We start from the raw sequence: 21,105 nt of genomic DNA, 5'->3' as shown, positions 1-21,105 counted from the left end.
AACCACGAATGCCGAGTCAGAACAGAAATCGACAGACCTCGCGTCGGTTCTGCGGTGTTAAATCCTCGCTTGAACGTCGAAAATGCGCCCCGAAAGGTGGGCTTGAACCCGACTCGACGGGGAGAAAGCCGGGCTTGTCGAACGGAACGACGACCGAGAAATCGTTCAAGCACCGGAATACAAAGTGGGTAGGCTCTGTTGGGAGAGACAACGACGCAGTCACCTGTGTCAGGGAGAACACAACCATGGCAATCAACAGACGCAACATCTTGATCGGACTCGGAGCACTCGTCGGCGGCGGCGGCGCACTCGTCGGAACGGGCGCGTTTACGACTGTGAGCGCGGCGCGTGAAGTGAGTGTGAGTACGGCTGGCGACGGGAGTGCGTTCCTTCAGCTGACCTCTGACAGCCCGTACGTGGACAACACCGGAGATACGTTGACGCTGACGCTGGACGCGGACGGAAACGACGGAAACGACTCCGGCTTCAACGAGAACGCGGTGACGACGCTCACGGGCGTCTTCACGATTGCGAACAACTCCGCGGAGGGTAACTCCGTTCAGGTCGGTCTCGGGTCCGGGTCGGGCCCCGACGTCCCCAGCGCAAGTGATCTCAATACGGAAGTCACATTGACCGTCGGTAGTGACGGCGGCGAAGACGTGGAAATCACCTTCACGCTCAGCGAGACGGGCAGCAACGGTTCTGCACCGTCTCTCTCCGCAGGGTCCTCGGTTACCGTCGATGTCGAAATCGACACGACTCTGACCTCGAGTGATGCTGATGCCACCGGCGAACTGAGCATCTTCGCCGTCGACGACAGCGCCTAAACTGAGAGCATGAAACGACGCAACGTCATCACTGCGATTGGAACGCTCGCAATCGGGACCGGAACGGTCCTCGGGACGGGCGCGACCGAAGTCCTCTCGTCGAACGGGGACGGGAGCTTCCGCGTTGTCTCGCCGGGGGCGAACATCTCGATTACGGTTCCGGACAACCCGGGAGCGAACGTCTCCGTGTTCCAAGACGACAACGATGACGCCGACGGCGACGCGGCCGCCGGTGGTATCGACTTCGGGAGCCTCGAACAGATGGACCTCCCGGCGGTCCACGTCATCGATAACTCGAACAGCAGCGGTGGCATGATAGAGATTCAGGTCGCCATCGAGAAGGGAAGCGGCGCACAGGACCTTGGGAAGATATTCGATATCGTCAACAACAATCCCGACACCGCGTACGACGTCGGCTTCGAGTTCACCACGTTCGGGAACGCAGTCACCACGAACGGCGGAACCGTCACTCCGGCGACCGCCAAGGAGGCGTTCCAGTTCGTCAACTCGGACGGCAACGTCATCTCGTCGGACCCGAACGAGTCCACTCACAATCCTCAGAACTTCGTCACCGTGGCAGCGTCGGCGGACTCGGGTAGCAGAGTTCCGGTGTCGCTGGAGACAGACGCGACGCTCGGAAACATCTCCAGCGAGTTCGACACGAGCGGGACGTTCGGAGACGTAAGCGAGAACATCACCCTCATCGAGGAAGTCACGGCAGTCGCAGAACCGACGCAGTAACGACGCGCTCACGCGACTGAACCAAATACGTCGCTCCCATCCATGCCCACACGCCGCCAGACCCTCTTCGTTCTCAGCAATTTCTTCATCGTCGGCGGCGTCCTCGGCGTGAGCGCCACGACGACGACCCAGTCAACGTCGGGGGCGAGTTTTCGCATCGTCGCACCCGACTACCTCTCTCTCACGGCGGCGAACGACCCCCCGATTCACGTCGAAACGAACGCGTCCGGCTACGTGACGCGACTCACGCCCGGCGGCGACGAGAATGGCGTCAACAAGCGCGCTATCACGCGCTTCGAGGATATCGTCCGCCTCACCAACGTCAGCGAGGCCGACATCGACGGCGTCTACTTCGAGTTCGACGTGGCGAGCGACTCGCTTTCGGACTCGACGCTCGAAGACGTCGAGGCGGCGCTCCAAATCACCGCCGGCGACGAGGCGCTCGCCCCGGGCACGGACGGAGACGACCTGCTCGACGTGAGCACGGCGGTGTCGGGGCCGGAGGGGGTCCTCGGGCCGGGTGAGTCGGTCCCGTTCGGCCTCCAGATTAACCTCATCCCGTGGACCGGGCCGAGCACGCTGGAGGACCTTCCGGACCCCGAGGCGTACAGCGCCACGCTACGGATTCACGTCGAGCGGGAGTCGTCGTCGGCCGGTGACTGACGGGCGGGCCGTCGGCACGCCGCGCGAGGCGGTATCTGTGCAGCCGCTGACAGCAGAGGAACTATGTGCGGTGGGGCAGTATCGACGGTCGATAGATGAGTCCCAGCGGTGCCGGTGGGTTGCTCGGCCGCGCGTCACCCTCGGAGCGCGACGACGGCGGCGAGGCCGACGACGCGCTGACGCGCGACGAAATTTTCGACCTGATGAGCAACCACCGCCGGCGGTACACCCTCCACTACTGCAAGCGGGCCGACGGCGCGGTCGAACTCGGAGACCTCGCAGAGCAGGTCGCGGCGTGGGAACAGGACAAGGAGATTTCGGAGCTGACCTCCGCCGAGCGAAAAACCGTCTACACGTCGCTCCAGCAGACGCACCTACCGCGGCTCGAACAGGCCGGCGTCCTCCGCTACGACCGGGGCGAAGTCGAACTCACGGAGCGCATGGAGCGCCTCGACATCTACATGGACATCGTCCCCGAGAACTCGGTTCCGTGGGGGGTGTACTACCTCGGCCTCTCGGTCCTGTCGAGTCTCATCGTGGCGGCCCTGTGGGCCGACGTGCTCCCGACGGGGACGGTCCCGCTTCTCGCCTACCCGACCGTCATCGTCGCGGCGTTCGGCCTCTCGGCGGCGTACCACACCGTGACGAATCGCCGCTATCAGTTCGAGAACCTCGAACGGCCGCCGTAGCGCCGTAGGAGGGTTCACGCCCGAAGGTCGGCTCAGAGGTTGAGCCACGCGTGCGTGTTCGTCTCGTCGAGCGAGTAGTAGTATATCTCGCTGCTGTCGATGACGGCGTACGTCTCGATTTCGGGGTCGAAGATGACGCGCCGGTTCGTATCGATGGCCACGTCGACGAGGTCTTCGAGGGTGAGAATCGAGATGTACGGCTTGTTCGCGTCGGTCGGGAACTCGCCGCGGGAAATCCACTCCTCGTGGCGGCTGTGCGAGATTCTCGTGCGGAGTTCCTCGGGGTCGCTTCGGTACTCGGTGCGGATGACGAGGCCCGCGAGTCCGAACAGCACCAACGCGGCCGCGGCGAGTCCGCCGTACTCGACGGGGTTCGGCGGTCGCGTCACGGTCCGCGCGACGGTCGTCGAGTGCCGCCGGTCGTCGGCCAGCGACCGTTCGAGGTAGTAGGCCCGCCCGGAGAACGCGAGCGGCGTGCTCGCTTCGAGCGTGCCGCTGTACGAGCCCGTCTGGTACGTGACCGTGAGGTTGAGACTCGTCCTGAACTGACCGACGCCGCCGGTCTCGGTCCGCTTTTGCTGGAGGTCGCGGTCGAGCGTGGAGACGTTGAGCGAGGGCGCGTCGACGACGGTCCCGTCGGTGACGAGCGTCTGTTCGTCGAGGAGAACGGTCTCGTTCTCGTAGAACGGCGTGCCGTCCCGAACGCCGACGGTGCGAAGGACTAACTGCTGTGTGACGTTGACCGACTGGTTCGCGGGGACGTCGGTGTGGACGCGGAACGACACGTCGGGTGAAATCGTCATGAAGTAGACAGAGCGGTTCTCCAGCGTCGACCCGCGCTCGTAGAGCGTCGTATTCTGGGTGACGACCGCCCGCGTGTCGACGCCGGTCTCGACCGACTGCACGTTCGTCTCTTCGGTCACCGTCTGCGTCGTCGGCGTGAGAAAGACGTAGCCGGCGGCGACCAGACACGCGACGCCCGCGATGGCGAGGACGGCGACCAGCACCCGAGCCTGCTGCGTGACGAAGAGTTCGAGGCGGTCGTCAAATCCCATTATCGAGAGGGGAGCGCGGCACTCGCGGGATGTACATACGGGCAGATAGTTCGAGGCGCAAGAAAACTTTTGTCCTAGCGAGCGATAGATTCTGCGAGGCAGTACAGTACATGGTCTCCGACCCCGTCGACAACGACCGAGCGAACGAGACTCCGTCGTCGTTCGAAGCCTGGCTGGACCAGCGAATGAGCGAGACCGGTAAGTCGCGCGACCAGTTGTGCCAGGAGTTGCTCGCGTCGCACTGGCAGCTCAACGAGATCACGGAACTTCTGGGTCGCGACAGCCACGCCTCGGACGAGAGACCCAGCGAGGCGAAGAGCGCGACGCGCTCGCCGTCGAGAGATGATACGGAACCGAACAAGCCCGTGAGCGACGACGAACTAGCCGAGGTCCTCGAACTCATCGAGGGACTTCAATCGGAGGTCGATACGGAAGCACAGCGGCGCGCGCGCCTCGAACAGTCGGTTCAGACGCTTACGACGCGACTGGACGAGGTCGAAGACGCACTCGACGAGGTCGAAGACCTATCGGCCGAACTCGACGAGGTCGAATCGGCGCTCCGTGAGCGACATCAGACGCTCGACGCGCGGTTCGACGACGAGTTCGACAACCTCCAGACGATTCTCGAACACCTCGTCGAGACCGACGACCGCGTCGAGACGAAACTCAAGGAAATCGAGACGCAGTACGGGGCCGAGATACGCGAGATACGGGCCGAACGCGAGCAGTTGCGTCGGGTGAAACAGGCCGCAAAGGAGGCCGATACCCACGAGGGAGACTGCGAACACTGCGGGGAGAGCATCGACCTCGCGCTTCTCACCAGCCCGGAGTGTCCGAACTGTCAGCGCCCGCTGCACGGCGTCGAAAAAGAGACCAAGTGGCTCGTGCTCACCGACTACACCGTGACGGTCGCGAGTAGCGACGGGGGCACGCGGCGCGCGTCGGAGACGACCGCTCGACCCGACCGCGACGGCGCGCGGGACCCCGCGGACTCCGCGGACTCCGGCGGCCAAACGTCCGAACCGAAGCGCGACGCGCCCGGAACGTCCGACCACACGGTGAGCCAGAGTCGGGCGGCGGTCAACGAGATAATCGACTCGTTCGAGTCGGTATCGACCGGCGACGACGGGACGACCGGGACCGACGAGACGTCGGACGCGACGGGGGCTATCGACCCGGACGCGGCGATAGACGCCGACGAGAGCACGTTCGAGTGGAACGAAGACGACTTCCGGTGAGGCGCGACGCCCGCCTCAGCCGAGCGATAGCGACCCGTCGGCCTCGAACTCTATCGCCGCGTCGAACAGGGATTTGAAGGTCCGGAGCGTCTGGTCGTCGTGTCGCGCCGGGTCGACGTGGTAATGGGCGCGTGCGCCCGCCGAGGAGATGCGATTCGTGAGGATGTGGAGGAACCGGAAGAGGCGCTGGTTGTTGTTCACCGCGGTGATGAGGTTCGAAAGCGAGTGCACACAGAGCGTCGATTGGACCGACGACTCGCCCCACTCGTTCAGCGATTTCGTGATGAGGAGTCCGATGCGACGGAGGTCCGTCGCCTTCGTGACGGTCTTGATAGTTATCGGCAGGTCGGCGGCGTCGATTGTCCCGGAGGCGTCGTACGACTGGACGCTGATGAGCGTCTGGTTTTCGACGCTCCCAACGCGATAGTTGTTGAGGATGTTGAGCTGCTCTTCGGGCGTCGTCTCGATGGACACGAGAAGCTGGTTTGCGGCCCCCGAATCACCGGTCATGAGCTGCGTACAGAGGCTGTACTCCGCTGCGGTCTCCGCCGGGCCGACGATGAGGATGTTGGACTGCTCGGACACGAGGTCGAACACCGCCTCCGCCTTCTCGTCGAAGTTCGCCTCGTCGAACGGCGTGTCCGAGCGGTCGTCGATGAGGTCCCACTCGGACGCCTCGTCGTCCGGTAGCGACGCCGACGAACCCTGCTTCCGCCGAATCGATTCCGCCAGTTCGGAGAGCGCCGATGGCGTCCGGTCGGTCGTCGGCCCGTCCTCTCCCGCCGGCGAAACGGTGTCACCCGATTTATCCGAGGTCGGCGTCCCGTCTTCCACGCGGTCCGCAAGGTCAGATAACGACGGCGAGTCCTGTATCTCGGTGTCGGAGTCTCCCGACTCCGCATCGTCACGGTCTGCCATAGTGGCCGATGGGTGTGAGCATGGGTTGCGAGGGAGTTCGTGAAGCGGTGGCGACTGAGCGGGAACGAGAGCGAGAACGTGCTCTGTTCCCAACGTGTTTCACTGTTTTGAACTCGTAGGGGGTTCACTTAATGTATGGGGCTTTGCCGGCGAAAGACAGCATCGCATTATATCCCGTCTCGGGGGAAAACAGGTGAACTAACAAATTTCGTATGGTAAGGAGAATTGATATCGAAGTGGATGTTTCGTCTGTTCGAATTTATGGTAGAACCCGAGGCATTAGTATTGCTACATTTAAACAATATTGGGGGCTTCTGGAATCGGTTCACAGAATCGGTGGACAAGGATACAGAATACGCGATAATCCAAATGAGTACAGATGCGTGGGTTTCTTCTCGATAGATTCGAATGAGAACCTGATTGGACAGTTTTTGTCTAGTTCGTAGGGGTTGTCACGCCGTAGATTCTGTTCTGGGCGCGACGTGGGGTCGCACAACTGCGTAGTAGATGTGTCTATATTTAGCAACACTATTGTTAGGTAAAACGCGACTCGGGCGGGAGAGTCGACCAATCTAGTCAGAAAATGTACTGTATTAGCTATTTGCCAAATCTGATGCCGTCTTCGACCAGTCGGAGGTTTCGTTCCCGGTCGATATGCGGCTTCAGCCAGTCGTACTCCTCGATTTGGAGGATGAGGTCCGCTTGGAGGTTCCGCCACGCGATGGCGTAGATGGGCGATTGCCCCCACGCGCGGAGTTCGGGGATGAACTCGTCGTAGCGTTCATAGTGGCCTTCGAGGCGTTCGAGAGCGTCGACCACGTAGCCGGCGGCCTCCGCTTCCGTCTCCGCGCCGTCGATGGCCCGGTTCAGTCGGGTTTCGAGTCCCTCGACGGCGCGTTGCATGTCCTGTGCCGCCGTGCCGTCGGCCTCCGGAAGCGAGTCGATGATGGGCTTCGGAACGCCGAGCGAGAGTGGTTCGATATCCATACCTCGAACTGGGCGGCAAGGCGGCAAAAAGGCGGCGACGGTCGCAGCACGGCGCGGACGTACTCCGACACTACGACGCCGTCGGGATGGCGGTGTCGAACAGCGTCGCCACTCGTCACCGAGAACAGCGCGCCGGGGTGCCTCCGAAGGCCGTCCCGACCTCCGGTTGCGGCGCGTTGCTCTGTTACGCGTTCGTCTCGTCGGTCCGCGCCCTGAGTTCGGACTCGACGAGGGCGTCGAAGTCGACGCCGTCTGTCCGGTACTGGTCGCGGTTGTCGATGACGACCAGCCCCTTGTCTGTGATTTCGTACAACCCGGAGTTCGGCGCGGGCCCGACTCGCGCCAACAGGTCGTAGTCCGCTAAAATCGGCAGTCGCGTGTTGATGTACGAACGGTTCTTATCGAGGATATACGAGAGATTCACGGCGGTGTTCCGCCTCCTGTCCGAGAGTGCCTCGAGGATATCGAAGTCAGTTGGGACGGCCAACTTCATACATGGTTGTTCGCAGCCGCTGTTAAATAAACAGCTTATCGGGAGGTCGTGCGGTCGGGTTCGCGCGGCGAGGGGCGACAGGGCGGCGATTTCGGGTCTTACCGATGGTCGAGCGCGTCGCGTGCGAGGCGCAAGTCCTCGATAATCCGCGTGTGGCGGTCGATTGCGTCGTCGATATGCCGCGCCGTCGCCGCCGTGTCGGCTCCGGCGTCATCGTGGTACTGCGCCTGCAACAAGTGTGATTCCAAGGCCCGCGACGTGGAGTCACTCGCCGCCAACAGCGCCTGGGTAATTGTCCAGTCTACCGTCCCGTCGTCGGGGAGTTCGTCGAACTCCAACCGCTCCCCCTCGTATCGTTCTGCCATCATGGCCCACGTTGGGACGTGATACTATTTAAAGTTATAGCGACGTGATAATTCCGACGTTTCGGATTCGATAGGAAACCCACTATACGTACCATTTACTGGCGTTTCGGAGCCGATTAACGACGTCGATAAGTATATCAAAGTTAAGTAACTTCGGTCGGTGGCGACGAGATGTCCTGCGATTTCCGAGGCGAGTCGGGGACGCGTCACCCGCCCCGCGTTCGCGTCACCGCTCTTCGACGTGTCGAATCTCGACGCCGATACCGCGCGTGGACTCGACCAGTTCGCGGCCGCCCATCTCGGCGCGGCCGATGGCGAACGCCTTCGGTCCCTCGACGATAACCTCGTCGCCCGGCCGGATGTCCTCGTCGGCGTCGACGACGCCCGGCGCGAGGACCGACCCGTGCGGGACGAACCCGTCGATTTCGACCGTCTTCGTCGGCGCGTCGCTGTCGCGCCACACCTTCGCACCTTCGAGCGTAAAGGAGAGCACGCCGTACTGCGGGACCATCGTTGCCAGCTGCTCGCCCTCGTCGTTCCACACCTGCAGTTTGGGGTAGCGGCTCGTCATCTCCAACTCCACGTCGGAGAAGAGCGCGTCGCCCGCGCCCGGGCCGAGTTGGTAGTCTGCGAGAGCTTTCACGACGTTGTGCTCGCGCTCCTCGCGGGTGAACTTGGGCGCGCCGTCGAGCGTCCGCATGAGGTTCCCGATGGACTCCGTGGTCGTCGGGTGTTCCGAGACGGTGAACTCCACGTCGAGGTTCAGGTCGTCCGCGACGCGCTCGACGATTTCCGTGTACGCTCCCGGCGGGACGTGGGCGATGATTCGCGGGTAGTCGTTGCGCTCCAGATAGCGCCGGAGCACCTCGGCGACGAACGACTTCTCGTCTTCCGACCAGTCGCCCGTGACGACCGAGTCGTAGTGCTGGGCGGGGTAGGTGAGTTCGAGTTCTTGCGGGACGACGCCGATGGGCGAGGTCATCGACACCATGTGCGCGCGGTACTGGACGGCCTCCTGGAACTGCCGGTGGCTCTGGGACTCGCTATAGGGTTTCTTCGCCGAACACGGCAGGAGCACGAGCGGGTTGTCGAAGCGATTCCGATAGCGCTTCGTCACGCGGTCGGCGAACCGCTGAATCTCCACGCGGTCGATGGACTCCTCGGAGGCCGCGGTGAGCTCCGAGTCGCGGATGACGGGAACCCGCTGTTCCATGAAGTTGTACTGCTGGTCGAACCGTCGGAACAGGGCGGTCAGCCACTGGTCGTGGCGGGCCTGCCCCTCCACGTAGTCCCGGAGCCGACCGTCGCGCACGCGGCGGCGGACCCGCGCGAGTTCGGCGCGCAGGGCGTTGGCGTTGTGGTCGGCCGCGTCGGCGCGGGTGAACTCGGAGGCTGGTTTGCGGCAGGCCTCGCAGGCACAGGGGAATTCGTCGAGGTCTTCGAGGAAGTACTCGCCGTCGCTCGTGAGGTAGAACCCTTCGAGACCGCGGGCGCGGGCGAGTTTCTCGTCGACGAGGTCGACGCCCGCGTAGACGAGAAGCGAGACGTTCCGGGGCGTGGCGACGCCCGAGAGCATGAGCGCCGTGTCGGCTGGCAGGTTCTCCTTCGCCTCGATGACGTTGTCGCGGAAGGCGCGCGCGTGGCCGACGAAGCCCTGCGCGTCGGAGAGAATGTAGGCGTCAGCGCCGTAGTCGGCGGCCGTGTCGGCGGTGACGACGGCGGCCGAGGGGAAGTCCACGTCGGGGTAGTCCACCGAAAAGGACTCGCGGACCTCGTCGGCGCTCCCCGCGGGAAGCGAGCGGTGGGGGAGCACGGTCAGCACGTCGTCGGAGCCGTCGGGGAACTCGCGCTCGGCCGCCCAGAGGCTGCCAGCGTCCGCGAGCGCGTCGTCCACGACCGCCGGCGTCGTCACCGAGTCGGAGAGCCGCAACTCCCCGATTCGGGCGGCGCCGTCGCGGGCGTGAACCTCGAAGTAGTCGGTCATACCCGCTTTCGGCCCCCGATAGGCAATTAACTTGTCTTCTGCGGGCGCGCCGAGACAGGGGGTGACTGCGGGCTCTCGCCGGAGGCACACCGCGCGAAGAACGCGGCAACGAACCGGAACCGGGTTACTCGCTCGACCGACCGTCTTCGACTTCGATGCTCTGGGGTTCTTCCGTTCGCGCGTCGGCGTCGGCGTCGTCAGTACCGCCCAGTAGCGACGACTGCAGGTTCTTCGCGAACGACTCGACCTGGTTTCGGAGCGTCTTGACCTCCGTTTCGAACTCCTCGACGGAGCGCTCGACGTAGTGGACTCGCTGAATCGGAATCCGGCGGACGACGTCGTTGCCGCCGGCGTCCTCGTCGAGTTTGACGATCCAGTGGTCCTGAAAGTAGGCGATGTTCTCGTTTTCGACGCGTTTCTCGACGGTTCCCTCGTCGGGGTCGTCGTAGACGATTACCGCCGTACCGAGGTCTGTGTCCGTCATCACGTGTACTTGTGTCCAGACACTCGTATGTCTGGTGGCACGGCGAACGCGCCGGCAACCGAGTCGCACCGCTTCGGCCGCTCTACTTCCACCGAGCCTACCGAATTTAGCCTGCCCCGCCCGAACGACCACTATGAACGCCTCCGACCCCACCGGTCCGTGGTCGCGCGACCGCGTCGACGACTTCCTCGCCGACGCGACCGTCCCGATTCGGCTCTCGTGTCGCACCCCGACGGACGACCTCTGGATGCTCTCGCTGTGGTACGAGTGGGACGCCGAGGCGACCGAACTCCGGTGTGCCACCGCGGCCGACGCCGACGTGGTGCGGTTCCTCCACGCCCACGACGACGTGGCGTTCGAAATCTCGACGAACGACCCGCCGTACCGGGGCGTCCGCGGCCGGGGAACCGCGACCGTCGAGCCCGACGCGGAGAAGACGGTCCTGCGGCGACTCATCGTCCGGTATCTCGGCGGCACCGACTCGGAACTGGCAGAGCGGTTGCTCTCGCCCGAGCGCGACGAGGTGATGATTCGGATCCGACCCGAGCGGGTGCACACGTGGGACTACGCGGCGCGAATGCGTTCGTCGGAATAGTCGGTGCTCACGCTCGACAGCGCGAAATAACCCCAAAGCGGGGCGCGTGCCGCGCGGGGGTGGCTTGTGGCCCGCGCGGCGTACGAAAAAGGGTGCCTCTGTGTAGTTGGGGGCCGGTGCGTCGTCAGCGGGATTACCGACGCCGGGCGGCGACGAGCGCCGCCGCGACGAGCGCGACGAGGGCCACGACGAGGCCGAAGCCGGGCGCGTCGGTGGAGGACTCGCTCGTCGTCTCCATCGACTCGTCGGTCATCTCGGTCGTGGGTTCGTCGGTCATCGTCTCGGTCGGCGTCTCGGTCATCGTGCCTTCGACCGTGTAGTCGGCGGTCGTGACGACCGCGCCGCCGGCGGCCACGTAGGGCCCGTCGTTTTCGCCCTCACCGGTCACGAAGTCGTAGGCCTCGTTGCCGTTGGTGTCCATGTGCGCCATCGGGACGACGGTGCCGGACTCCTCGAGCGGCGTGTCGAGGGTGATTTCGACGTTCTCGTGGGTGCCGGGTTCGAGGTACGCGGAGGTGCCGCGGACGCTCTCGAAGACCTGGCCCTCGGTGACCGTCGCGTCGTGGACCGTCACGAAGCCGCCGTCGTGGAGCGTGACGGACTCGACGGTGACGGTCGTGCCGTCGCCGGACTGGTCCATCGCGGTCACGACCGCGTTGACCGAGGTGTGGGCGCTGGCGACGACCGCGCCGCCGTCAGCCGTGAAGGGGCCGTCGGACTCGCCCTCGCTGGTCACGAAGTCGTAGGCCTCGTTGTCGTTGGTGTCCATGTGTGCCATGGGGGTGAGCACCTGCGAGGAGCGAATCGGCTCGTCGAGGGTGACTTCGACGTCCTCGTGGACGCCGGCGGGCAGGTACATCGAGGTGCCGACAACGCTATCGAACACCGCGCCGCCCGACAGCGACGGGTCGTGAATCGTCACGAAGCCGCCCTGCGAGAGTTCGACGCGGTCGACCACGACGGTCGCACCGTCCGAGGACTTCATCGTGTAGTCGACGCTGGCGGAGACGGTCGCGTTGCCGCTGTCGACGACGGCGCTCCCGTCAGCCGTGTACGGACCGTCCGCCTCGCCTTCCGACTCGGGGAAGGTGTAGGTCTCGTCGCCGTCAGTGTCCATGTGGGCCATCGGGACGACGGTGGTCGTCTCGTTCAGCGGCGAGTCGAGGGTGACCCGCACGTCGTGGTGCAGGCCGGGTTCGAGGTACATCGAGGTGCCGCGGATGCTCTCGAAGACCTGTCCGTCGGTGACGGTGCCGTCGTGAATCGTCACGAAGCCGCCGTCGGGCAGGTACGCCGAATCGACGACGACGGAGTAGCCGCCGGTGGCCTTCGCGGTGTAGTTCACGCTCGCGGTGTCGGAGGGCATGGCCATCGCGGTGTCGACGACGGCGCTCCCGTCAGCCGTGTACGGGCCGTCAGTCTCGCCTTCCGACTCGGGGAACGTGTACATCTCGTCGCCGTCGGTGTCCATGTGCGCCATCGGGACGAGCGTCGTGTTCTCGGTCACGGGCGCGTCCAGCTCGACGCGGACGTTCTCGTGGACGCCGGCGGGCAGGTACGCGGAGGTGCCGCGGATGCTCTCGAACACCGCACCCTCGGTGACGGACGCGTCGTGAATCGTCACGAAGCCGCCCTGCGAGAGTTCGACGCGGTCGACCACGACCGAGTCGCCGGTCGTGGGCTGGTCGGACATCGAGACGGTCGCGCTCGCGTTGACCATCGCGGTGTCGACGACGGCGCTCCCGTCAGCCGTGTACGGGCCGTCGGCCTCGCCGTTAGCCGCGACGAACGAGTAGACGCGGTCGCCGTCGGAGTCCATGTGGGGCATGGCGACGAACGTGCCGGACTCGCCGACCGGTTCGTCGAGGTGGACGGTCACGTTCTCGTGGGTGCCGGCGTCGAGGTACATCGACGAGCCGACGACGCTCCCGAGGACGTTGCCGTCCGTGACGGAGGCGTCGTGAATCGTCACGAAGCCGCCGTCGGGGAGCGTGACGGAGTCGACCGTCACGGTCGTGCCGCCCGTTGCTTGGTTCTCGAAGGAGACGGACGCGGTCTCCTGTTGTGCCGCTGCGGCCGCCGGGATGCCCCCGACGACCACGACGAGTGTCATCAACACTGCGAGTGTGCGTCGCATGTCTCAGAGGGGGACGAATATTTAAAAGAAGATTTTCCGAACTGTCACCCAAATCTCTCCCCGATGTGCCCCCAGTCGCCCGATTTCGCCGGCCAGAAGCCTTATCGGGCGGTTGGCTCACGCCGGTTCGACAGAGCGAACACGCCGGCTGCCGAGCGCCAGTTCGAACACACAATCCGCGACTCGAAGGCGGCGAATCGGGCCCGATGAGACGGGGTTAAATACCGCTCGTCCACCAACTATCGCTATCGGATGTCCTACACCTACTCGGGCGACGCGCACCTCGGGCTCGCGGCGTCCTACCACGCCGACGACGACCCCTTCCCCACGGACACGTCGCTTTCGTTCCCGCGGCGGAATCACCTGCGAGAGGACGTTGACCTCATCAAGCGACTCCTGTTCCCGCGCTGTTGGAACGCGGGGCCGTGGGTCGGCGACGAGGAACTCCTCCGCGACGCGGTCGCCAACTTCGCCGCGCTCTGTCACTCCGGTATCGACCCCTACGCCGACGAGGACCCCGCACCCGTCGTGGACGAGGTGGTCAGGCGGCTCCCCGACATCCGCGAGACGCTGAAGAAAGACGTCGAGGCGGCCTACAAAGGCGACCCGGCCGCGCGCAGCTACATCGAAATCATCCGGTCGTACCCCGGCGTGCAGGCGATTATCGTCCACCGCGTCGCCAACGCTTTCTACGAGGCCGGCGCGCCCGAATACGCCCGCGAACTCGCCGAGTACGCGAAAATGGAGTCGGGAATCGACATCCACCCCGGCGCGACCATCGGCGACTACTTCTTCATCGACCACGGCACCGGCGTCGTCATCGGCGAGACGACGACCATCGGCGAGTGGGCGCGCATCTATCAGGACGTGACCCTCGGCGCGCTCCACTTCGAGGAGGACGAAGACGACGAGCACTCGCTCAAGAAGGGATACAAGCGCCACCCGGACATCGGCGATAGCGTCGTCATCGGCGCGGGGACCAAGGTGCTCGGCGCGGTCTCCGTCGGCGACCACGTGAGCATCGGCGCGAACTCGTGGGTCACGGAGGACGTGCCGGACCACACGAGCGTCTTCATCTCCGAACACCCGACCCACGAGCGGAAACACCGCGACTGAGCGGGCGAAGGTGCGTCAAAACCGGACGGGAGCGGGGAAAATCGTGTTTTCAGTCGAACGTGATCCACGCGAGGAACACGAGGCCGAACGTCTCGAAGACGTGCAACAGCATCATCAGCCGCCAGGCGATGACGGGCACGTCGGTGCTGAACCACCCCGAGAGCGTCGGGTCGAGGATGTACATGTAGAACGCCAGCGCGTTCTCGGCGAGGAGGAACACCCCGAACACGAGGAGTCCGACGGCGTGTTTGGACCTGAAGGTCAGGTAGTTTCGGGCCCACACCGCCGATAGTGCGAGAAGCACGACGACGTTGACGCCCGAGGAGACCGTCGCGACGTCCACCCAGATACTCATTCGTTCTCTCCTTTCCCCGTCATCCTGATATACGCTTTCCCAAATCTTTCCATAATCACCGCGTCTGTGACTCGCATGCTCAGTCCATCCGCTCGACGATTGTCTCGACGGTCTCCCAGTTGGCGCGACACCGCGGCGACGGGAGGTAGACCGCGCCGTAGTCGTCGCCGCTTCGCTGGACCACGTCGTTGTCCATGAGCACGTCGAGGTGGTGCCGGACGGTCTTGTAGTCGAGGTCGAGCGTCTCGGCCAGTTGGTTGGCGTTTCGCGGCTGCTCCTCTACGGTCTTGAGAATACGCACACGGTTTTCGCCGCCGCGGGTTCCCGTGAGCACGTACCAGAGGACAGCCTCCATCGTATTCGTTGATACGTCGGGTGAACCTAAGAGCATCGACCGACAGACGCCGACGCGACCGACCGGATCGGCGCTACTCGTCTGACAGTCCGTCCGAGTCGCCCTCGTCGCGCTCGTCGCCGGCGTCACCCTCGTCGTCTCCCTCGGACGACGCCTCGTCGCCCAACCGCTCGGAGACCGTCGAAAGCGACTCCAGCTCGACCGACTCGGGGACGCGGGCGAGCGCCGACTCGGGCCAGTCGTCGTGCGCCAGCGTGAACGTCGCGTCGGGGTTCTCCTCGACCAGCCGCGAGACGCCGCGGGCGGCCTGCTCGTAGGCGTCGCGGTCGAGTCGCTCGGGGACCTCGGCGGTGAGCGGGTACGTCTCGGAGAGCGACCGCGGGAACGGGCCGAACGGCGGAACGACCCGCCACGTCGCGTCGAAGTCGTCGCCGGAGGGGGTGCCGCCCTCGGTGAGGAGGACGTGGCCCTCGGCGGTCAGGCGGTCCATCCGGGCGTGGTGGCGTGCGACCTCGGGCCGGTGGGCGCTCTCGTTGGAGGCGTAGAAGAACGCGCCCTTCGAAGCGGGGTCCTCGCGTTCGAGTTGGTCGACGTGGTCGAGGAGGGCGCGGTAGCCGTCGAGCATCGCCGGGTGCGAGCGGGCGCGCTCCTCGACGAGTTCCATCAGGTCGCCGTCGCGGATGGCCTGCTTGATGCGGCGGAGTTCGGCGAACGTGACGTGGAGGTTGTGTTCGGCGAGCAGTTGCTCCTGTTCTTTCGACCCCGCGGCGCGCAGGTCGTCGGGCGAGTACTCGGTACAGATGGGGCAGGTACACGGGAGATATTCGAGGTCTTCGAGGTGTTCGGTCCCGCGGACCGTGAGATACCGGCCGTCGCGGGCGTAGAGTGCGTAGGCGGCGGAGTCGAAGAGGTCGCAACCGAGCGCGACGGCGAGCGCGAGCATCATCGGGTGGCCCGCGCCGAACAGGTGGACCGGGGCGTCGACGCCGAGGCCGCGCTTGGCGGCCGCGACGGCGTCGACCATGTCGTCGTAGCGGTAGGCGTTCATCATCGGTACGACCGCGCCCACGGGGAACACGTCGAGGTCGGTCGCGTCGGCGTGACGGCCGGCTTCCTCGCGGAGGTCCGGATAGGTCGACCCCTGAACGGGGGCGTTGACGAGCATCTCACCCGTGTCGGCCGCCTCGGCGTCGGCGAGGGCTCGCTTCGTGATTTCGAGGTCGGCTTCGGCCTGCTCGCGGTCGGCATCCGGCGGCGTCGGGATGTCGACCGGCGTGGCGATGTCGGTCCCGATGTCGCGTTGGAACTGGAGAATCTCCTCGGTCGTCGTGTCGATTTCGCCGTACTCGGCGAGCTGGAACGACCCCGAATCGGTCATGATGGCCCCGTCGAAATCGAGCATCTCGTGGAGGCCCACGTCGAGCGCCTCCTCGCGGAGGTGCTCGTTCGTCTTGATGATGTAGGAGTTGGTGATGAGGATGTCCGCGCCGAACTCGGACTCCAACCGCGCGGGCGAAATCGTGTCGATGTTCGGGTTGACGACCGGCAGGAGGGCCGGCGTCTCGACGGTGACCCCCGCACGCGGGACCGACAGACGGCCGATTCGGCCGGCGAGGTCCCCGTCGCGGAGTTCGAAGTGGTCGCGCATGGAGTGGCGTTTCCCGAGCGCGGCGGTAAGGGTTGCGTTCGCGGGTCGGCCGTGCGCGCAAAAACAGACGCACGACCGGAAATCGGTGCATGCGTTGAAATGTTCTAGAAAATATACAGCAAGGGTATCAAACGTGATTTTTTGGGCGAACAGTTTACAAAGAGATTAGCAGAACTGGGAAACCAGATGTTAGCCAACCTATCGCCACTCGAAGTAACCGCGCTCGCCGTCGCGCTCGTCGGGCTGATACCGGTTATCACGCAGTACAGAGACGAGACGAAGCTGTTCGCCGCGGGGTACGTCATGCTCGTAATCGGCATCGTGGCCACGAACGTCGAGGCGCTCTTCCTCGGGTCGGTGCTCAACTTCGTCGAGCACGCGGTCGGCATCGGTCTCGCGGGCGTGACGTTCTTCGCGGCCGCGTACATCCGCCGGAAAAACGTCATCAAAGGCGGTGAGGGCTCGTGATAATCGACGCGTTCTTCGACGCTATCGGAACCCTCGGGTTCATCGGCGCGGCGGTACTGGCGTGGCTCAACTACCGCGACACCGACGCGGAAGCGTCGTTCTGGCTGACGTACGCGTTCGCTTCCGTGCTGGCGATTCTGTGGATGGCCAGCCTCACGCTGGAAAAGGTCGGCATCTATCCCGAGGTGTTCGACCTCGCGAGTTCGCCGCTCATGACCGCCACGGTCGCCGTCTTCGCCATCGGCGGCACGGCGACGCTCGCCATCGTCGCGGACATGAAGGAGCTCGTCGACAGCGCCGAAGAACGGCGGCGCGAACTCGACGCGCTCACGACGGACCTCGAACGGCAGGCAGAGAACTACGGTGACGCGATGCAGACGGCCGCCGACGGCGACCTCACCGTCCGCGTCGACGCCGAGAGCCAGAACGACGCGATGCGTCGCATCGGCCGCGGGTTCAACGAAATGCTGGAGGCCATCGACTCTGTCATCGTCCAGATACAGACGTTCGCCGAGCAGGTCGACGACGAGAGCTCCGAAGTCACCGCGAGCGCAGACGCCGTGAAGACGACGAGCACGGACGTGGCGAACAGTATCGAGGAGATTTCGGCGGGCAACGAGACGCAGCATCGGAACCTCAACGCCGCGGAGTCCGAACTGAGCAACCTCTCTGCGACCATCGAGGAAATCGCCTCCTCCTCCGAGGAAATCGCGCGGCAGTCCCAACAGACCGTCGGGCGCGCTAAAGAGAGCCAGGAGGCCGCCAGTTCGACCATCGAGAAGATGGAGCAACTGGAGTCGCGGTCGACCGAGACCGTCAGCGAGGTCGAGGACCTCCAGCAGTCGGTCACGCAGATCAGCGAAGTCGTCGACCTCATCGACGACATCGCGGAGAAGACGAGCATCCTCGCGCTCAACGCCTCCATCGAGGCGGCGGGCGCGGGCGACGCCGGTGAGGGGTTCGCCGTCGTCGCCAGCGAGGTGAAGACGCTCGCGGAGGAGACCGCCGAGGCGACCCAGGAGGTCGATTCGCTCATCCGCGACATCGAGAAATCGACCGAGAACGTCGCCGAAGACACCTTCGAGACCCAAGACGAGGTCGAAGCGAGCCGCGAGACCGTCGGTGAGACGGTCGAGGTGCTCGAAGAAATCGTCCACAAAATCGAAGACAGCAACGACTCCATCCAGTCCATCAGCAGCGCCACCGACGAGCAGGCGCAGTCGACCCAAGAGGTCGTCACGATGATGGACGAGATAACGAATCTCAGCGACCGGACGGCCTCCGAGGCCCAGAACGTCTCCGCCGCGGCCGAAGAACAGACGGCCGCGACCCAGCAGATTGCGGCGTCGTCCTCGTCGCTCTCGGAGCGCGCACAACAGCTCAAGTCGCTCGTCTCGCAGTTCGAGTCCGGACGCGCGGCGGGCGGCGCACCGGGCCGCGAGACGGCGACGCCCGCGGCCTCGACCCCCAACCGAGCGATGCGGGCCGACGGGCGCGGCGACGACCGCCCGAACTGACCGACGCCCGGCGACCGCGCGGCGAGCGACCCCAACGAACGTGTTTCCGCCGACTCACCGAACGCCCGATATGGAACCGGTCAACGAGTCCGACCTCGACTGGACGGTCCGCGACGGCGTCGAAGGCACGTTCAAACAGAAGCGGCTGGGTGCGGCCGCCGGAAGCGACGACCTCGGCTGTAGCCTCTACGAACTCCCGCCCGGCACACAGCCGTGGTCGTACCACTACCACGCCGCGAACGAGGAGGCGCTGTACGTCCTCTCCGGGCGCGGGCAGGTCCGCCTCGGCGGTGAGGTCCACGCCCTCTGCGAGGGCGACTACGTCCCCTGTCCGACCGACGAGTCAGGGGCGCACTGCGTCGTCAACGACGGCGACGAGCCCCTCCGGTATCTGGCGATTTCGACCATGAACGACCCCGACGTGACGATACACCCGGACATCGACAAAGTCGGCGTCTACGTGGGCGCGCCGCCGGGGGATTCGGGGGAGCGAACGGTCTCGGCGTTCTACGACCGCGAGTTCGACGGCGACGACTGAGTCGGCGGCGACCGACTCGCGTGTGGGGTGGCGCGCCTACGCGCCGACGCCCCAGAAGAAGGCGATGCCGGCCACGGTGACGACCGACAGGAGCAACTGCAGCGGCGCGCCGACGCGGAGGAAGTCGGAGAACCTGTAGCCGCCGGGACCGTAGACGAACAGGTTCGTCTGGTAGCCGACGGGAGTCATGAACGCCGTCGACGCCGCGAAGGTCACGGCGAGGACGAACGAGAACGCGTTCGCGCCGATTGATTGGGCGGCGCTGGCGGCGACCGGAATCATGAGCACGACGCTCGCGTTGTTCGAGATGACGCTCGTGAGCAACCCGGTCGCCAGGTAGAACACCCACAGGACGCCGATTGCGGGGAGGAACGCCGAAGTCGAGGCGACGGCGTCACCGAGGAGCGCCGCGGCCCCCGTCTGTTGGAGCGCGATACCGAGCGGGATGACGCCCGCGAGCAGGAAGATGACGTTCCACTCGACCGACTTGTACAGTTCGTTCGGTTTGAGCACGCCGGTGAGAATCATCGCGACGACGCCGCCGAGCGCCGAGACGACGATTGGGAGGACGTTGAACGCCGGGAGCGCGACGACGCCGGCGATGATGGCGACGGCGAACGGCGTCTTTTCGGTTCGGTAGTCGGTGTCGTCGAACTCGTGGGCGACGATGAAGTCCTCGTTTTGGACGAGTCGCGTGAGGCTGTCGGGCGGTGCCTGCACGAGCAGCGTGTCGCCGACGCGGATGTCGATGTCCTCGAACCGGTCGCGGACGACCTTCCCGCGGGTCCGGAAGGCGAGGACGTTCGCGTCGTAGCGCTGTCGAAACGTCGAACTGGCGAGGCTCTCGCCGACGAGAAACGAACCAGAAGGGATGACGACTTCGACCATGACCGGCTCTTCTTCGCCCGGGTGGAGCTCGCTCTCCGAGCGGGGCCCGCCGACGAACGTGAGCCCTTCCGAGCGCATGATTCGTTCGAGCGTCTCCCGGTTCGTGCGGAGTCGGAGCGTGTCGTTCTCGTGAATCTCCTTGCGGGCCAGCGGCTCCAAGAACTGCTCGCCGTAGCGGATGAGCTGTAACACGTCGATGTCGAGGTCGTCGTTCCCGAGGGCCTCCTGAACGGTCTGACCGATGAGCGACGAGTCCGCGGGGACGACCACGTCGGCGAGGTACTCCTGGAGCGCGTACTCCTCGAGGAGGTCGTCCTCGGCGGGCACCCGCTTCGGGAGCAGGCGGACGCCGACCGTCATGAGGTAGACCGCGCCGACCACGAAGACGATGACGCCGAGCTTGGTGAACTCGAACATGCCGAAGGCGTGGAGCCCGAGGCCGGGCGACTCCCGTCCGAGTTGGGCTGCGATGTCGCTGGCGAGGATGTTCGTCGAAGTCCCGATGACCGTCAGGGTGCCGCCGAGCATCGAGGCGAACGAAAGCGGCATGAGGAGCTTCGACGGGGAGGTCTTGCCCTTGTGCGCGAGGTCTGCGACGACCGGGACGAGGATGGCCACGACCGGCGTGTTGTTGATGAATCCCGACACCGGGCCGGTGACGCCAATCGTCGCGGCGAGTTGCTTCGTTTGGCTGTTGCCGGCGTACTCGGCCATCTTCCGGCCGATGAGTTGGACGATACCGGTTCGGTTGACGCCAGTGCTCAAGATGAGCATCGCCAACACGGTGATAGTCGCAGGGCTGGCGAATCCCGAGAGCCCCTCCTGCGGGGTGATTTGCGTCCACGGCTCCAACACCATCAGGAGGACCATCACGATGATGGCGGTCACGTCGATGGGGAGCCACTCGGTGGCGAACAAGACGAGAGAGAGGAGGATGAGCGCGAAGACGACGAGCATGTCCACCGTGACGGCCGCCGGAACGAGCCCCTGGACGGCCGACACGAGTGTGGAGAAGAACACGTCTGTTCGAGGAGACAGCGAAGG

22 protein-coding genes are annotated in these 21,105 nt (G+C 64.9%); 10 read left to right on the top strand and 12 right to left on the bottom strand.

The features are described 5' to 3' along the window. Positions 1 to 8: 8 nt before the first annotated feature. From BN984_RS01385 to BN984_RS01370, 4 genes are all read left to right on the top strand, one after another. Positions 9 to 827: a hypothetical protein gene (locus tag BN984_RS01385; protein ID WP_244877437.1), complete on the top strand. Its 819-nt coding sequence runs from the start codon at positions 9 to 11 to the stop codon at positions 825 to 827. Positions 828 to 836: 9 nt separating this feature from the next. Further along, complete coding sequence (locus tag BN984_RS01380; RefSeq protein ID WP_008096283.1) at positions 837 to 1,568, top strand: hypothetical protein; 732 nt, start codon at positions 837 to 839, stop codon at positions 1,566 to 1,568. Between the two features lie 42 nt (positions 1,569 to 1,610). Next, on the top strand, positions 1,611 to 2,231 hold the full coding sequence (locus tag BN984_RS01375) for a hypothetical protein (RefSeq protein ID WP_008096285.1): 621 nt from the start codon (positions 1,611 to 1,613) through the stop codon (positions 2,229 to 2,231). 95 nt (positions 2,232 to 2,326) lie between these two features. Next, positions 2,327 to 2,920, top strand: a complete 594-nt coding sequence (locus BN984_RS01370) for a DUF7344 domain-containing protein (RefSeq protein WP_049967465.1) — start codon at positions 2,327 to 2,329, stop codon at positions 2,918 to 2,920. Between the two features lie 32 nt (positions 2,921 to 2,952). Here BN984_RS01370 and BN984_RS01365 read toward each other — a convergent pair whose 3' ends face one another. Then, on the bottom strand, positions 2,953 to 3,975 hold the full coding sequence (locus BN984_RS01365; protein ID WP_008096289.1) for a DUF5305 domain-containing protein: 1,023 nt from the start codon (positions 3,973 to 3,975) through the stop codon (positions 2,953 to 2,955). A 110-nt stretch (positions 3,976 to 4,085) separates the two neighbouring features. Between BN984_RS01365 and BN984_RS01360 the strand changes: the two genes are divergently transcribed. After that, on the top strand, positions 4,086 to 5,213 hold the full coding sequence (locus BN984_RS01360; protein ID WP_049967464.1) for a hypothetical protein: 1,128 nt from the start codon (positions 4,086 to 4,088) through the stop codon (positions 5,211 to 5,213). A 15-nt stretch (positions 5,214 to 5,228) separates the two neighbouring features. On the opposite strand, the gene BN984_RS01355 is transcribed toward BN984_RS01360, so the two are convergent. The 6 genes from BN984_RS01355 to BN984_RS01330 form a co-directional block, all read right to left on the bottom strand. Further along, entirely contained in the window at positions 5,229 to 6,131 is a 903-nt protein-coding gene (locus BN984_RS01355) for a DUF7504 family protein (RefSeq protein ID WP_008096293.1), read from the bottom strand. 597 nt (positions 6,132 to 6,728) lie between these two features. After that, entirely contained in the window at positions 6,729 to 7,118 is a 390-nt protein-coding gene (locus BN984_RS01350; RefSeq protein WP_049967463.1) for a hypothetical protein, read from the bottom strand. A gap of 184 nt (positions 7,119 to 7,302) precedes the next feature. Beyond that, positions 7,303 to 7,611, bottom strand: coding sequence for a hypothetical protein (locus BN984_RS01345; RefSeq protein WP_004976186.1), 309 nt, complete (start codon positions 7,609 to 7,611; stop codon positions 7,303 to 7,305). Positions 7,612 to 7,709: 98 nt separating this feature from the next. Further along, on the bottom strand, positions 7,710 to 7,979 hold the full coding sequence (locus BN984_RS01340; RefSeq protein ID WP_008096297.1) for a hypothetical protein: 270 nt from the start codon (positions 7,977 to 7,979) through the stop codon (positions 7,710 to 7,712). Positions 7,980 to 8,202: 223 nt separating this feature from the next. Further along, complete coding sequence (gene arcS, locus BN984_RS01335) at positions 8,203 to 9,960, bottom strand: archaeosine synthase (protein WP_049967462.1); 1,758 nt, start codon at positions 9,958 to 9,960, stop codon at positions 8,203 to 8,205. 124 nt (positions 9,961 to 10,084) lie between these two features. Then, entirely contained in the window at positions 10,085 to 10,444 is a 360-nt protein-coding gene (locus BN984_RS01330; protein ID WP_049967461.1) for a hypothetical protein, read from the bottom strand. Positions 10,445 to 10,577: 133 nt separating this feature from the next. On the opposite strand from BN984_RS01330, the gene BN984_RS01325 reads away from it, so the two are divergent. Beyond that, positions 10,578 to 11,039 (top strand): pyridoxamine 5'-phosphate oxidase family protein, encoded by a 462-nt coding sequence (locus tag BN984_RS01325; RefSeq protein WP_049967460.1) that lies wholly within the window; start codon positions 10,578 to 10,580, stop codon positions 11,037 to 11,039. A 133-nt stretch (positions 11,040 to 11,172) separates the two neighbouring features. Here BN984_RS01325 and BN984_RS01320 read toward each other — a convergent pair whose 3' ends face one another. Continuing rightward, positions 11,173 to 13,152 carry a DUF7282 domain-containing protein gene (locus BN984_RS01320; protein ID WP_008096307.1) on the bottom strand — a complete coding sequence of 660 codons (1,980 nt, stop codon included), beginning with the start codon at positions 13,150 to 13,152 and terminating at the stop codon, positions 11,173 to 11,175. A gap of 276 nt (positions 13,153 to 13,428) precedes the next feature. Between BN984_RS01320 and epsC the strand changes: the two genes are divergently transcribed. Continuing rightward, a complete protein-coding gene (epsC, locus tag BN984_RS01315; RefSeq protein WP_008096310.1) occupies positions 13,429 to 14,292 on the top strand; it encodes a serine O-acetyltransferase EpsC in 864 nt (287 codons plus the stop codon). A 49-nt stretch (positions 14,293 to 14,341) separates the two neighbouring features. Here the strand turns inward: epsC and BN984_RS01310 are convergent, their stop codons facing one another. The 3 genes from BN984_RS01310 to tgtA all read right to left on the bottom strand — a co-directional run bounded on the left by BN984_RS01310 (position 14,342) and on the right by tgtA (position 16,650). Further along, the gene (locus BN984_RS01310; RefSeq protein ID WP_042662634.1) at positions 14,342 to 14,647 is read right to left on the bottom strand and encodes a hypothetical protein; all 306 of its coding nucleotides are present in this window, start codon (positions 14,645 to 14,647) and stop codon (positions 14,342 to 14,344) included. 79 nt (positions 14,648 to 14,726) lie between these two features. After that, positions 14,727 to 15,002: a winged helix-turn-helix domain-containing protein gene (locus BN984_RS01305; protein WP_004041883.1), complete on the bottom strand. Its 276-nt coding sequence runs from the start codon at positions 15,000 to 15,002 to the stop codon at positions 14,727 to 14,729. A 73-nt stretch (positions 15,003 to 15,075) separates the two neighbouring features. Beyond that, positions 15,076 to 16,650: a tRNA guanosine(15) transglycosylase TgtA gene (gene tgtA, locus BN984_RS01300; protein WP_008096312.1), complete on the bottom strand. Its 1,575-nt coding sequence runs from the start codon at positions 16,648 to 16,650 to the stop codon at positions 15,076 to 15,078. A gap of 186 nt (positions 16,651 to 16,836) precedes the next feature. Here tgtA and BN984_RS01295 point away from each other — a divergent pair, with 186 nt between their 5' ends. From BN984_RS01295 to BN984_RS01285, 3 genes are all read left to right on the top strand, one after another. Continuing rightward, complete coding sequence (locus BN984_RS01295) at positions 16,837 to 17,118, top strand: hypothetical protein (protein ID WP_008096314.1); 282 nt, start codon at positions 16,837 to 16,839, stop codon at positions 17,116 to 17,118. Then, on the top strand, positions 17,115 to 18,635 hold the full coding sequence (locus tag BN984_RS01290; protein ID WP_049967459.1) for a methyl-accepting chemotaxis protein: 1,521 nt from the start codon (positions 17,115 to 17,117) through the stop codon (positions 18,633 to 18,635). Before BN984_RS01295 ends, BN984_RS01290 begins: the two co-directional genes overlap by 4 nt. 70 nt (positions 18,636 to 18,705) lie before the next feature. After that, positions 18,706 to 19,173 carry a cupin domain-containing protein gene (locus BN984_RS01285; RefSeq protein ID WP_049967458.1) on the top strand — a complete coding sequence of 156 codons (468 nt, stop codon included), beginning with the start codon at positions 18,706 to 18,708 and terminating at the stop codon, positions 19,171 to 19,173. A 36-nt stretch (positions 19,174 to 19,209) separates the two neighbouring features. Here BN984_RS01285 and BN984_RS01280 read toward each other — a convergent pair whose 3' ends face one another. Next, the gene (locus BN984_RS01280; RefSeq protein WP_115827794.1) at positions 19,210 to 21,081 is read right to left on the bottom strand and encodes an SLC13 family permease; all 1,872 of its coding nucleotides are present in this window, start codon (positions 21,079 to 21,081) and stop codon (positions 19,210 to 19,212) included. Positions 21,082 to 21,105 lie beyond the last annotated feature (24 nt).

It is taken from the genome of Haloferax prahovense, assembly GCF_000723845.1.
GTDB classification, from domain to species: domain Archaea; phylum Halobacteriota; class Halobacteria; order Halobacteriales; family Haloferacaceae; genus Haloferax; species Haloferax prahovense.
Note: the sequence above shows the minus strand (reverse complement) of the source record. Positions and strands in the feature narration are given on the sequence as shown.